Here is a 13,705-nt window from a genome sequence, read left to right as displayed (position 1 = left end):
GTTTGCTCTCTTTTAATATTTTATTAGCTCTTGCAAGATCTTCCGGTGTATCTATTTCTACACCAACAGTGTTTGAAATTGCCATCTTTATATTTTTTCCGTATTCCAAATAACGGATACATTCTATTTTTTCCACAGCTTCCAGAGAACGCATCGGCAAACGGTAAAAATCCATGATGGCCTGCTTTCTAAAAGCGTAAATTCCTTTGTGCTTATAATACTGCATTGCCACATTTTTATCGCGTGGATACGGAATGGGCGAACGTGAAAAATAAAGTGCAAAATTATCTTTATCTACGATAACCTTCACGCAGTTGGGGTCGCTTATTTCTTTCCAGTCGTGGATTTCAGTCATCAGCGAGGCTAGATCTATTTTATCTGCGTCGGGTTCGTTGAAGACAGACAAAACCTTCTCTAATCCTTCACGATTTGTGAAAGGTTCGTCGCCCTGCACGTTCACAACAATATCGACATCCATATTTTCAACGGCCTCGGCGATACGGTCGCTACCGCAATCGTGTTCTTTTTGACTCATAATGGCTTTTCCGCCATTCATTTCAATTTCTTGAAAAATTACATCGCTATCTGTTACCACATACACTTCATCAAAAAGATTTGTAGCTTTTGCGGCTTCATAGGTTCTCACTATCACGGGTTTTCCCCCTAAATCCTGCATTAATTTTCCGGGAAATCGAGACGCGCCATAACGCGCGGGAATCATTGCTATTATTTTCAAGACAAAGTTTTTAAAATGATTTCAAAAATAAGAAGATTATGTTCTTGGTGCTCTCTTTTTGAGAAGCTTTTTATAAAACCTAAAAATTACGAAAAAAAGAAATAGAACTAATACAAAAGCAATAATAGGAACAAAGATGGATGCCATTGCCATAACTATTGAAGTGCCAGTTTCTACTGTTGTCAAAACTGGGTTTGCCAATCCTCCAGTCGTGGTGCTAGACGTAAGCCGAGCAGCTGAAGTATTCCCTTTTATTGCCGCTGCGGTTCCACCACCGGCAATTATGGCCAAAGTCCAAGTTACAACCGGACTCAAGTCCGTCACTGTTGCGACCATCACAGCAGTTCCAGCCAAGGTTGCCAAAGGTAAGGCTATGGTATCCAGAAAATTATCCAGCCACGGAATATAGTAACCGAAAATTTCAATCAAAGTGGCAACTCCCATAGTGATTACAGCGGTAAGACTTCCAACCCACTGCCAACTCTCGTTTAAAGGAATGACATCATAGAAGCCTGCCAAACTTAAAATAAGTAGCGGTAAAAACACACGAAAACCAACGGCTGCCGCAAGGCCGACACCTAGAAATATGCTTATGATTATATTGAAAGTTTCCATTTTTTAATTAACGAATTGAATTGTTAAGAAGTTAATGAATTACTGCGTTGACTATTGAACACTGAAGAACTAATCTACAAAAAATTCATCCTTAAAACCTATTAAATACAATTTTTCCTGAGCACGAGTAACGGCCGTGTAAAGCCAGCGCAGGTATTCCTTGTCAATTCCGTTGGGAAGATAAGGTTGTTCCACAAAAACCGTATTCCATTGTCCACCCTGCGATTTATGACACGTAATAGCATAACTGAACTTCACTTGCAATGCGTTAAAATATTTGTTGTTCTTTACTGCCAAAAACTTCTTGTATTTAGATTTTTCGGAAGCGTAATCTTTCATCACTTCTTGATATAATTTATTTGATTCATCATAAGTGAGTGAAGGGCTTTCAGATGTTAAAGTGTCCAAAAGTAGGACAGTTTCCAAAGGTTTCATATTTGGATAATCCACCATCCTGATTTTCACTTCGGCAAAACGAAAGCCGTATAATTCCTTAAAATTGAAAATTTCCAAAACCTCTACAATATCACCATTCGCAATAAAACCTGCCTCACTGGTATTATCCACCCAAAAATAATTGTTTTTCACCACCATTAAATAATCGCCTGCCGAAAGTTCTGATTCCTGAAACAATATCCGCTCTCGAATACTTTGGTTGTAAAGATTTGCTCTTTTGTTTGAACGTACAATAATTACCGTATCTTCATTTCCCAAGGAAGAATAACTGTCATTGATAGCATCCATAATTTCCTGTCCATCTACAGGGCGAATGATATCGGGAAAATTTGCTCCAGAAAATTTAAATGCTTCATATAATTCATCGTCCAAACGTTCCCTAATTCTAGTGGCATTCTCCAAAATACCGCTGTCCTTTTGCTGGCGGACCACTTCATCCAGTTCGAGCAGGATTACTTCACGGTTGTATTGGTTTTCCAAAACTCTAGCATCCAGTGCTGGGCTGATGGAAAGATGCACTGGCGGCAACTGTGCCGAATCGCCTATCAATAGTAGTTTACAGTTATTGCCACTATATACATACTGCATCAAATCGTCCAACAAGGAGCCATTACCAAAAAGCTTCGATTCTTGGTTAATGTCTGGAATCATCGAGGCTTCATCAACTATAAAAATGGTATCGCGGTGTTTGTTTTCCTGTAAAGTGAAGGAAACAGAACCTTTTTCGCTCTTCGGAAAATATATTTTTTTATGAATGGTAAACGCCTGCTTGTTTGAATAGTTGCTGATTACCTTCGCAGCCCTTCCTGTGGGGGCTAAAAGCACGGAACGCTTTTTTACCTTTCCTAAATTTTTCACCAAAGAACCCACAATTGTGGTTTTTCCGGTTCCGGCATATCCTTTCAGTAAAAACGTTTCATTTTTGTTCGTGCTCAGCACAAATTTAGCCAACAATTGAAGCGCAATATCCTGTTTTGTGGTGGTGTTATGTGGGAAATCATTTTTTAAAAAACCGTAAAATTCTGATACATTCATCATTCACTACTATCAATGAGGGTTTAAAGATAGGTATGATTTTTTCGGAATATACTTTTACGAACAAAAAAAAATTGTAGATTTGCGATAGACCTTTTAGTAAATCAACACTTAAATAAAATCAATAATGAAATTAATAATTCAGATTGTTCTTTGGATTGTCATCATCTTTTTGGGCTGGAAATTATGGAACTCGGTTATGGGCCCGGTGCAATTCAACAAAATTAAAGAAGCACGTTACGTTAAAGTAATTGAAAATTTAAAAGACATTCAGGCTGCAGAACTTGCACACAAGGAGATAACAGGAAGTTTTACTGGTGATTGGGACAGTTTAGTAAGTTTTATTGATACCGCAAAATTCGCTATTACACAAAGACGTGACACTAGTTATGCCGATGTTGCCAAAAACAAGGCTTTCGGAATAACTGATGGTTATTTTATTGAAAGATCATTAATTGACACCTTGGGCTTTACACCAGTTAAAGATTCACTTTACGGTACTACAGACCGATACAAAACAATGATGAATGTGCCGGTAGATGGCGTTACCGCAAAATTTGACCTTAAATCTGGTAAAATTGTAAAAAACGATGCCACCTACTCTGTATTTGAAGCAAAAGTTTCAAAAACAATAATATTATCAGATCTTAATAAAGACCTTTTAGCGCAAGAACTCCAAGTGCAATCAGTAGATGGTGTGAACGGACCCGTTTTAAAAGTAGGTTCCTTAGAAGAAGTGAATACTTCTGGAAACTGGCCAAAAATTTACGATTCTGCAAAAGATAAATAACATATTAAATACATTAAATAACAGACTGTCCGTTCAAGTTTCTTTGAACGGGCTTTCTTTTTTGGTAACAAATCCTGAATGCGAAGAACCAGTGTTTTTCATTGAAAAAATACTTGACCACAGCACCACTCCCGAGGAGTTATTGATGGATATTGAGACCATTATGTTCAAAAACGATATTCTGAATGAATCCTTTTCTGAAGTATCCGTTATTTATTCAACACCAATATACAGTCTTATCCCAGGCGCACTTTTTGATGAGACAAAGGCCAGTGAATATTTAAAATTCAATTCAAAGATCTTGGCCAATGATTATATGGCGCACGATGTAATTGAAAACCAAGACATCGTTGTAGTCTATGTTCCTTTTATGAACATCAACAACTTTTTCTTCGATAAATATGGCTCTTTCAGCTATTACCACTCCACAACCATTATGCTGAAAGCAATTCTGGATAAGGAAAAATATGCACTCCCGAAAATGTATTTACATTTTCAGAAAAATAGTTTTGATTGCATTGTCTTGAAAAACGGCGAACTTCAACTTTGTAATAGTTATACCTATAAAACTCCCGAAGATTTTATCTATTACACCCTTTTCTGTATGGAACAGTTGAACTTGAACCCAGAGACTCTTCCGGTAATGCTTTTAGGTGAAATTGAAAAAGAAGACGAAAATTATAAAATTGCATACACATACATCCGTAACCTTGAGTTTTTAGATTCAAATTTTTCCAATAAGAAAAGTCTGAGCCATGACGGTCAACACAATCATTTCATATTAAAAAATGTGCTCTAAATGCGAATAATTTCAGGGATATATAAAGGTAGAAGGTTAACCGCACCGAAGAATCTACCCGTGCGTCCAACTACTGATTTTGCAAAGGAGGCGATTTTCAACATTTTACGAGTTCGGTATTTTTTTGACGAACTCACTGTACTGGACCTGTTCAGTGGTACAGGAAACATTAGCTTTGAATTTGCTTCACGTGGGGTGCAGAACATAACTGCAGTAGATGGCCACATTGGTTGTGTGCAGTACATCAATAAAGTATCAGAAGAATTTTCTTTTCCTATTACTGCAATAAAGTCTGATATAAAAAAATATTTGGAAAACGCTTCGGGTAAATATGATGTTATTTTTGCTGATCCGCCGTATGACTTCACTTCGGAAACTTTAAAGGATTTAATAGAAGAAATTTTCAAGAATTCTTTGTTGAACGCCGAAGGATTGCTTATTATTGAACACGCAAAACAAAATGATCTTTCCTCACTTCCCCATTTTGTAGAATCTCGAAAATACGGAAGTTCCGTATTCAGTTTTTTTAATTAAATTAAAATATCTTGTCGTTTACAAACAAAACTATCGATTTAGGTTTCGTTCACATGGACCTATCAAAACATTGTGTAGTGGGAACAGTGGAAGAAGGCGTTTTAATTGAATTAGAACACATTGCAGCTCTTCACGAGGTTTTTGCGGAATATTATTCCGAAGGAAATTTTGGATATATTGACAATCGCATAAAGCAATACGCCATAAATCTAAATCCTGAACTCTACAATACACGATATCCAAAAATGGTTGGTATTGCCATAGTCTGTTACACGGAAAATTGTATCAAAAATGCAAACTTCGAAAAAACTTTCTACAATTGGCCCTTTGGTGTTTTTAGAAGTTTGGAGGAAGCACAACAGTGGATCGCTAAGTTAATAGCCGAAGAAGAAGAAAAAAAAGCAGGCCTATAAGCCGGGTTCTGTATCCATCAAAAAGACGAATCCTTATCATTTATCTAGGCGTTTCGTTACCAAAACGCTCAATCTGCCTACCCTCCTGCATCGGGCGGGAACCCTCAAGCACAGGTTTACGTGGCATTTCACCGCATAGAGTTTACCTGGTTTCACTACAGCATTACCTGTACATACTTTCTGCTGCACTTGTCCTATCCTCCGTAGCTTCAGCGAAGGAGGACGACGGCCGTTAGCCGCTATGCTTCCCTATGGTGTCCGGACTTTCCTCCCCGAAGCAAGTTCGGGACGATAAGGCGGCCTGCTGCACAAAAGTACTCCAATGTTAATAAATATGGGAAAATACGGACGTCTATTTTTTTAAAACCCGTTGTACATCTTTATATTTGTTTCCGCACTATGGAACACTTCATTGTATCAGCCCGAAAGTACCGCCCCGCCGTTTTTAAAGACGTTGTTGGGCAACAAGCCATTACCAATACTTTGGAAAACGCCATAGAAAACAACCACCTAGCGCAAGCTTTGCTTTTTACGGGTCCTCGTGGCGTAGGTAAAACCACTTGCGCACGAATTCTTGCCAAAAAAATAAACCAAGATGGCACCGAAAGGGAAGACGAAGATTTCGCTTTCAATATTTTTGAACTCGATGCGGCATCTAACAATTCGGTAGATGATATTCGTAATCTGATAGATCAAGTTCGGATACCACCACAAGTAGGACAGTACAAAGTTTATATTATTGATGAGGTACACATGCTATCCTCTGCGGCTTTCAACGCTTTTTTGAAAACATTGGAAGAGCCGCCAAAACACGCCATTTTTATATTGGCAACTACCGAAAAACACAAAATAATACCCACCATACTTTCACGCTGCCAAATTTTTGATTTCAGAAGAATTGGCGTTCGTGACATAAAAGAACACTTGGCAGATGTTGCCAAAGCCGAAGGAATAGAAGCCGAAGACGACGCACTACACATCATCGCCCAAAAAGCCGATGGAGCCTTGCGTGACGCCCTTTCAATTTTTGATCGCGTAGTTAGTTTCGCAGGAAAAAACCTTACCCGCGAAGCCGTTACCGAAAACCTAAACGTACTGGATTATACGTGGTATTTCCAGGTTACAGATTTACTTTTGGAAAACAACATTCCACAGGTTTTAGTTACATATAACGATATTCTCTCAAAAGGATTTGACGGGCATCATTTTATAATGGGCCTTGCCTCCCACTTCCGTGATTTACTGGTCTGCAAAAACCAGGAAACTATAGATTTACTTGAAGTTGGCGAACAAGTTAAAGCCATGTATTTTGAGCAATCACAGAAAACAAATCAGCAGTTTTTAATTGATGGTATCGACATTGCAAACACTTGCGATCTAAAATATAAAAACAGCCAAAACCAGCGGCTTTTGGTTGAGCTATGCTTAATGCAGCTTGCTTCTCTGACTTTTCAGGGCGAAAAAAAAAACTCCAATAGCGACCGTTTCGTAATACCTCCCTCCTATTTTAAGAGTGAAAAGATTATTTCAGAAAAAATTACTTCTGCAGGAAGCATTGCACCGAAGCCTTTGAAAAAAGTTGAAATTGAAGTTGAAGAAAACAAAGTCAGCGAACCTTCCGAAACTATTTCCACTGAAAACAATTCTTCAGAAAATACTATTTCAGAAACAAATAAAGCGGATAAACCACTTGTCAGCCAAAAATTTTCCAGCGAAAGTGAAGACAATGGCGAGCCTCAAAAAGTAATTGAGCGACCACAAATTCTTGCGGAACGAAACGCAAAAAAAGTTTCCGCCCTTTCACTCAAAAGCATTCAAAAAAAGCAGGAAATAAAGCAAGAGATGGTTGCTAACCAACCCGATGCTGAAAACCTTCCCGTCAACGATTTTTCCGAAGAAGATATGCAGGCAGCTTGGACGGAATACACTACCAGCATTGAAAGTGACGGGAAATTCAATCTCCTTTCACATTTAACGATGGGCGTTCCAAAGTTGGACGGTTCCATCATTCATCTTGAATTTCCAAATCAAACTATAAAAACCGAAGTGGAACGTGCAAAGTATGAATTGCTGGGGTTCCTGCGTGAAAAACTTCAGAATTACAACATAGACCTAGACATAACAGTAAATGAAACCGCAGAAAAAAAATACGCCTACACCACTCGAGAGAAATTTGAAAAAATGAAGGAAATGAATCCGTTGATTGAAAAACTGCGAAAGGAATTTGATTTAGATATTTAGTCCCCATAACCCCCAAAGGGGAATAACAAAATCGCAAATCAAAAATCGACAATCATTAATCGTTAATCGTTAATTAATATGTTAGGCTTAAAACTTCCCACAGACCCACGTTGGGTAAATATTGTTGAAAAAAACATAGAAGACATTCTTACCGACCACGCTTGGTGTGAGCAAAAAGCTTCTTCAACAGCAATTTCTTTAATTGTTAGTTTTCCAGAATACACAGATCTTATAGAGGAAATGATTGCGTTGGTAAAAGAAGAAATCAGTCATTTTAAAATGGTTCATGATAAAATCATTGAAAATGGTTGGGTTTTAGGGCGCGACCGAAAAGATGATTATGTAATGCAAATTGTGCAATTCTTCCCAAAAGGTGGAAGCCGAACCACACAATTAGTTCACAGATTGCTTTACGCAGCCTTAATTGAAGCCCGTAGCTGTGAGCGTTTCCGTCTTTTAAGCGAAGAGCTGGAAGACAAAGAACTAGCCGAATTCTACCGAAAACTGATGGTTAGTGAGGCAAACCATTACACGATGTTCCTAGGCTTTGCGCGTCAATACGGTGACAGAAAAGAGGTTGACCAAAAGTGGAACGACCTTCTTTCCTTTGAAGCTAAAGTAATGAAAGATCTTGGCAAGCATCAATCCATTCACGGGTAAAAATTTTTAAATTCTTCGAAATGAAACTACAAAGAAGAAGAAAACTCGTTAAATACAGTGACATACTGGACCGTCCCATTCGGTTCAACCCTTTTGTTTTTAGCCGAATGTTCATTCTTTGGGCCATTCTTGGTCTGATTGGAGGAATAATTTCTGGTAGCTATTGGGTGGTATTGATGTTTCTAACCGAGGTTTTAGGAGCTTATCAAGGCTGGCTCGTAATTCCCGTAATGGCAATCTGTGGTCTTTTGGCAGGTTTAATTATCTATTTTATTGGCGATCCTGGCGAAATGCAACTTATTGTTAACAACATTCGCTTCAACAAAGGAAAACTGGATCCTAAAAATAATCCTTCAATGATCCTTTCCTCCCTACTCTGTGTTGCCTCGGGTGGAAGTTTAGGTCCAGAAGCTCCATTGGTTCAAGTTACTGGTTCAACGGGAAGTTGGTTGGGTAAAATTTTCAGATTAAAAGGTGAAGAATTACGCTCCTTAAGTATTGCTGGTATGGCTTCAGGTTTTACTGCTTTGTTTGGGGCTCCGCTAGGCGGCAGCCTTTTCGCTTTAGAAATTTTACACCATAAACACGCTGTAGAATACTACCAAGCCATTATTCCAGCGCTTGTTGCGAGCGGTTTTAGTTACATTGTTTTTGCGCTTATTGTACATTTGGGGCTTGGTCCCGCTTGGCATTTGCCCGCTTACGAAATGGCTACTGTTTTCGACTTTGGCTGGGCGGTCTTTTTTGCTGTAATTGCCACTTTTGTAGGTTGGTGTTTTATTTTCTGCACCAAATTCTTTAAAAATCTCTTCGGAAAACTAAAAACTCCCATTTACGTCAATACTCTAATTGGTGGCCTTTTATTAGGAACCATTGCCTTTTATCTTCCAATTACAAGATATTTCAGCCATTTTGAGATAAATGAACTACTTACAGACGATCTCACGATGGAATTTCTGGCTGCCGTGTTAATTTTTAAAATTATTGCCATTGCCATAACCGTAACATCTGGATGGCGTGGCGGATTTATTATTCCGCTTTTTTTCTGCGGAACGGCGCTTGGGTTGTTAATTCACAGCATCTTTCCGTCTATAAGTTTATCACTCACTATTGTAAGTTGCATGGCTGCCATCAATGCCTGCGTTACTCGAACACCTATGAGCACTACCATTCTACTGGCGACGCTCACGGGTTTCACCTATTTTATCCCGATACTATTCGCGAGTTTAACTGGTTATTTTCTGGCGCCGCGCATTCCGTTTATTAGTGCGCAAATGGAGGAAGAGGAGCTGAAAAAAACAAAGAAAAAATTTCGAAACAACCCAGAATAAAAGTCAGCTATTATTCATTTTTCAGTAATCATCATTCATTGTTTTTTAAAACTGAAACATTTCGAGTAAATCATTTGATATCTTTTGTACTTTTATTATTATCGGTTCATTATATGTTTAAAAAAGAATAGTATGGCAACTCTATCCAACATCTCCAAGGACAGTTTAAAAGTAACGCTGACATTTATATCACTATTTCTTTTATATCATCTTGCAGAATATATGATACTATTCCAAAACAATGTTTTGGGTTTTTTCGTTTTCCAAACTTTATTTTTTTTAGCTGCATGGCTTTTTGGAAAATGGTACAATAAACAAGGTTTAAAATGTTGGGGACTTTCTTTTTCAAAGAAAATATTAAGGAACATATTAGTGGGTATATTTCTCGGCTTGTTATTGTATGCAGTACCATTTGGAGTTTCTATTGCTTTGGGAATTGAAACCATTGTAAATATTCCCAATATATCTACTCTTATAACGGCCAGTTTGCCCTTTGCCTTTGGAGTTTTATTTTCGTCATTTTCTGAGGACATACTAACACGGGGGGTAGTTTACACTTATTTTAATAAAAAGATTACAATCCCATCGCTAATAATTCTTTCTGCAAGTATCTATTTATTAAACCATATTTATAGGCTTTCAGATGGTCCGGATACAATCCTCTATCTTTTCTTATTGGGAATTATTTTTATCATACCTCTCGTCAAAACTAAAAACCTATGGCTCACGGGCAGTATGCACTGGGCAGGCAATACCTTCTTTTTTATAACCCATAGTGTTATTCAAATAGAAAGTGGCAAAAACCTATTTTCTGGAAACTATGTATTTGCAATATGGATGGTATTGTTTATCCCCATTCTATTGTATGTTATTAAGTGGGAATATCTTTCGATAAACGAGATATAAATATTTAAGAAACCGTATTTTTATTTTTAAGTTAACAACTGCGTGAATAACTCCCTCTTTTTTCAAACTTAAATAAAAACACTTTCGTTTATATATAAAAAATTAAACTCATTCAAAATATATTAATATAAAATATCAAAATGAAAAACAACAGATTCCTCCTCACTGCTCTTTTAATAAGCATATTATCAATCTCCTGTTCCTCTGACGATGACAACTCAGACGAGCCATTGGAAACCCGAAAATACGTAAAAACCGAAAAAGTCTCAGAAAACCTAAAGATAGATTATGAATACAACATAGAAAACATTTTAACCAAAGCCAAAGGCAATTATCCAAATTTTGGTTATGAGTCAACGTTTACCTACACAGGCAACTACCTAACAAAGTGGAAAGAAGTAGAAACAGGACAATTTCCCTCAAACTCCGAACAAAACTTCACCTATGACGCCCAAGGCCGCCTTTCAAAATATATTGGCCCTTCAGAAGACGTTACCCTAACCTACTCCGCAAACAAAGTAACGCTGACCGGAACCATTGAAGGGGACGCAAACGCAACCGTACAACTGGAGCTGAACAGCGACGGCCTAATCACCAAATTTACTGAAGCCAACCAATACACAATCTTTCAGTATGACAACATTGGAAATATGGTGAGTGCCGAATCTTTTGACAATAACAGCGACCCAATAGCTGCCTTTACCATAACTTATGACGCTAAAATAAACCCGTTTTACGGCCAATTCAGATCCATTTATATTGAGCGTTTCATAGAGTTCTTTTGGGAGTTTGATGGCATCTATGTTAGTGGAATGGAGGGCTATAGCTTCCCTTTTCAAAAGAACAACATTACCGCTATCAAAGAAAACACTATAGCAGTAGCCTCATACGTCTATATGTATGACGCTGAAGGTTATCCAACAGACGTAAACGAAGAGTATTACGGAGACCCTTCACAATACACCCTTGAATACACAAGATAAAAGTGCGATAGTTTAAAATTTCGCCATCAGTGGGACATTTATAAAATCTCTCTTTTCACGAACCTTGAAAAGAGAGGTTTTTAAATCACAAAACGCAATAAAAAATGCAAACAGACAAAAAGACCCATTGGGAAGCAGTTTACAATACCAAAACCCCAGACCAAGTAAGTTGGACTCAAGAAATACCAAAAACCTCGCTTGAATTTATACATTCCTTTAAACTAAAAAAAACCGCCAAAATTATAGACATTGGTGGTGGCGATAGTAAACTTGTAGATTATTTGCTAGAAGAAGGTTTTGAAAAAATTACCGTGCTGGATATTTCAGCAAAAGCTCTTGAAAAAGCACAAAAAAGACTCGGCAAAAAAGCAAAAAAAGTAAGTTGGATTGTAAGCGATATTACAGATTTTAAGCCCACAACTACTTTCGACGTCTGGCACGACAGAGCAACCTTTCATTTTTTAACAACCACAGAACAAATTGAAAAGTATAAGCAAACGGTTAAGAATGCTATAAATAGATACTTGATAATTGGGACATTTTCAGAAAATGGCCCTTTAAAATGTAGTGGACTTGATGTAACACAATACAGCCAAGAAAAACTAACAACAGAATTCAGTGAAGCATTCGAAAAAATTAGTTGCCTAACTGAAGACCATAAAACGCCTTTTGATACGTTTCAGAACTTTTTGTTTTGTAGTTTTAAGAAAAAATAAGTAAACCTAAATCACAATTCTATGAGCACCTTTTCCATTATTGTAATAAGTGTTATTGTACTACACTTGGTAGCGGGTTTTGGTTGGTTAATGTATAAGCTGTCTCCAAGAAAAGAAGATGAGAAGGAGAAGGACAATGATAAATCCCAGACAGAGTAACAAATACTTTTAAAATATAAGTTTAGTTTCCAATAATCATTACACATGAAAACCTTAATCGCCATTTTATTTACCTTTAATTCAATTTTAAGCTACGGTCAATCCACTAAAGTAGATAACACCTTTCAGCTCGAAGTTAAAAAGGTTGACCAGCGATCTCGGCTCTTCCAAATGCATTTCAAGGGGTATTATATAAGAATACCTGAAGACAGCAAGAAAATCCAGTTTAAGCTAAAAGCAAAATCATTAACCAACGAAAAAGAAACATTCAATCCCAATAATCTATACGTGGTGTTGAGAGATAAAAATCTTAGACTAAGACCTTTTGATGGCGACTTCATTCAGTTGGTTGATGTAAAACCCGACGACAAAACCCCTTACTATGGCTACCATTACAATCCGGAGGTTACTGATACTTTTAAAGATTATCAAATGGAAGGCTTTAAGGATGTTGAAACCTGTATAGATTATGGGACCAATAAAAAACCACATATAAAACCTATTTATTTTAATACCAGAGAGTTTAAAACGGAAACATTCAACCTCTATTTTGCAATGCCCAAAGACCAAATTTCGGGCGAATTGTATTATGGAAATATCAAATTGATGGATTTTAAACTAGACTAAGCGTGTTGTTTTCAACCATAAATCCGTGAAAACTCCACAGTCTTAAATCCTTTAAAAGGAAGGTTTTTGGATTATATTTGAAAGCAAAAAAAAACATAAATAATGGCTTTTAATATTGTATTATTTGAACCAGAGATTCCTATGAATACAGGAAATATTGGTCGCCTAAGTTTAGCATCTGGCTCAAAATTACATCTCGTAAAACCATTTGGATTCGAAATAAACGATACCCGATTAAAAAGAGCTGGATTAGATTACTGGAAGCATATCACTCTCTTCATATATGAGAGCATTGATGACTTTTACGAAAAAAATAAAGGGAAACATTTTGCCTATTTCTCAAGTCATGGAACTCATGATTATTGCGCTATTGACTATAAGGACGACATGTTTCTGATTTTTGGAAAAGAATCAGTTGGCTTACCTGAAAATATAGTAGCGGAAAATGCCGATTTAGTATATAATATCCCTATTTACAGTCCTCATATCCGAAGCTTAAACCTGGCCAATGCTGTTAGTATAGTAGTCTATGAAGGTATCCGAAATATAAAAGCGCAGTAAAACAAAGTTTAAAAAAAGAGTAGACTTCAATAATAGCAACCGCTTTCTAACCACAATTTAGCCCCGTTAACAACTCCGTTTATAACTCCTCCCCTATAAAAATTTGAAAAGAGGGGTTATGGTTATATTTGAAAGTAAGAAGC

The 13,705-nt window shown here is 37.2% G+C and carries 14 protein-coding genes, 1 other RNA gene and 1 pseudogene; 12 read left to right on the top strand and 4 right to left on the bottom strand.

Going from position 1 to position 13,705, the window contains the following annotated elements:
- Positions 1-10: 10 nt before the first annotated feature.
- From kdsB to ESU54_RS03205, 3 genes and pseudogenes are all read right to left on the bottom strand, one after another.
- Positions 11-721 (bottom strand): annotated as a pseudogene (kdsB, locus tag ESU54_RS18045) (3-deoxy-manno-octulosonate cytidylyltransferase); the annotation flags it as partial.
- 51 nt (positions 722-772) lie between these two features.
- A complete protein-coding gene (locus ESU54_RS03210; protein WP_111843705.1) occupies positions 773-1,351 on the bottom strand; it encodes a DUF4126 domain-containing protein in 579 nt (192 codons plus the stop codon).
- A gap of 69 nt (positions 1,352-1,420) precedes the next feature.
- Positions 1,421-2,842, bottom strand: a complete 1,422-nt coding sequence (locus tag ESU54_RS03205) for an ATP-dependent DNA helicase (RefSeq protein WP_111843704.1) — start codon at positions 2,840-2,842, stop codon at positions 1,421-1,423.
- Positions 2,843-2,969: 127 nt separating this feature from the next.
- Between ESU54_RS03205 and ESU54_RS03200 the strand changes: the two genes are divergently transcribed.
- The 3 genes from ESU54_RS03200 to ESU54_RS03190 are packed head-to-tail and all read left to right on the top strand — an operon-like array spanning position 2,970 to position 4,965.
- The gene (locus ESU54_RS03200; protein ID WP_111843703.1) at positions 2,970-3,632 is read left to right on the top strand and encodes a hypothetical protein; all 663 of its coding nucleotides are present in this window, start codon (positions 2,970-2,972) and stop codon (positions 3,630-3,632) included.
- A gap of 43 nt (positions 3,633-3,675) precedes the next feature.
- The gene (locus ESU54_RS03195) at positions 3,676-4,431 is read left to right on the top strand and encodes a DUF3822 family protein (RefSeq protein WP_235004544.1); all 756 of its coding nucleotides are present in this window, start codon (positions 3,676-3,678) and stop codon (positions 4,429-4,431) included.
- Positions 4,432-4,965, top strand: coding sequence for an RsmD family RNA methyltransferase (locus ESU54_RS03190; RefSeq protein WP_111843701.1), 534 nt, complete (start codon positions 4,432-4,434; stop codon positions 4,963-4,965).
- Positions 4,966-5,359: 394 nt separating this feature from the next.
- On the opposite strand, the gene rnpB is transcribed toward ESU54_RS03190, so the two are convergent.
- An RNA gene (gene rnpB, locus ESU54_RS03185) (RNase P RNA component class A) lies at positions 5,360-5,686 on the bottom strand.
- Positions 5,687-5,777: 91 nt separating this feature from the next.
- Between rnpB and ESU54_RS03180 the strand changes: the two genes are divergently transcribed.
- The 9 genes from ESU54_RS03180 to ESU54_RS03145 all read left to right on the top strand — a co-directional run bounded on the left by ESU54_RS03180 (position 5,778) and on the right by ESU54_RS03145 (position 13,562).
- Positions 5,778-7,619: a DNA polymerase III subunit gamma/tau gene (locus tag ESU54_RS03180; RefSeq protein WP_111843700.1), complete on the top strand. Its 1,842-nt coding sequence runs from the start codon at positions 5,778-5,780 to the stop codon at positions 7,617-7,619.
- 78 nt (positions 7,620-7,697) lie between these two features.
- Positions 7,698-8,279 (top strand): tRNA-(ms[2]io[6]A)-hydroxylase, encoded by a 582-nt coding sequence (gene miaE, locus ESU54_RS03175; RefSeq protein ID WP_111843699.1) that lies wholly within the window; start codon positions 7,698-7,700, stop codon positions 8,277-8,279.
- 20 nt (positions 8,280-8,299) lie between these two features.
- Positions 8,300-9,610, top strand: coding sequence for a chloride channel protein (locus ESU54_RS03170; protein WP_111843698.1), 1,311 nt, complete (start codon positions 8,300-8,302; stop codon positions 9,608-9,610).
- A gap of 132 nt (positions 9,611-9,742) precedes the next feature.
- Positions 9,743-10,516, top strand: coding sequence for a type II CAAX endopeptidase family protein (locus ESU54_RS03165; RefSeq protein ID WP_111843697.1), 774 nt, complete (start codon positions 9,743-9,745; stop codon positions 10,514-10,516).
- A 140-nt stretch (positions 10,517-10,656) separates the two neighbouring features.
- Positions 10,657-11,499 carry a DUF4595 domain-containing protein gene (locus ESU54_RS03160; protein ID WP_111843696.1) on the top strand — a complete coding sequence of 281 codons (843 nt, stop codon included), beginning with the start codon at positions 10,657-10,659 and terminating at the stop codon, positions 11,497-11,499.
- 104 nt (positions 11,500-11,603) lie between these two features.
- The gene (locus ESU54_RS03155; RefSeq protein WP_111843695.1) at positions 11,604-12,215 is read left to right on the top strand and encodes a class I SAM-dependent methyltransferase; all 612 of its coding nucleotides are present in this window, start codon (positions 11,604-11,606) and stop codon (positions 12,213-12,215) included.
- A 21-nt stretch (positions 12,216-12,236) separates the two neighbouring features.
- A complete protein-coding gene (locus tag ESU54_RS17760) occupies positions 12,237-12,374 on the top strand; it encodes a hypothetical protein (RefSeq protein ID WP_170253254.1) in 138 nt (45 codons plus the stop codon).
- 45 nt (positions 12,375-12,419) lie between these two features.
- Positions 12,420-13,001 (top strand): hypothetical protein, encoded by a 582-nt coding sequence (locus ESU54_RS03150; protein WP_111843694.1) that lies wholly within the window; start codon positions 12,420-12,422, stop codon positions 12,999-13,001.
- A gap of 102 nt (positions 13,002-13,103) precedes the next feature.
- Positions 13,104-13,562, top strand: coding sequence for a tRNA (cytidine(34)-2'-O)-methyltransferase (locus ESU54_RS03145; protein WP_111843693.1), 459 nt, complete (start codon positions 13,104-13,106; stop codon positions 13,560-13,562).
- Positions 13,563-13,705 lie beyond the last annotated feature (143 nt).

This window comes from Aequorivita antarctica, from assembly GCF_007997155.1.
In the GTDB taxonomy this organism is placed as follows: domain Bacteria; phylum Bacteroidota; class Bacteroidia; order Flavobacteriales; family Flavobacteriaceae; genus Aequorivita; species Aequorivita antarctica.
Note: the sequence above shows the minus strand (reverse complement) of the source record. Positions and strands in the feature narration are given on the sequence as shown.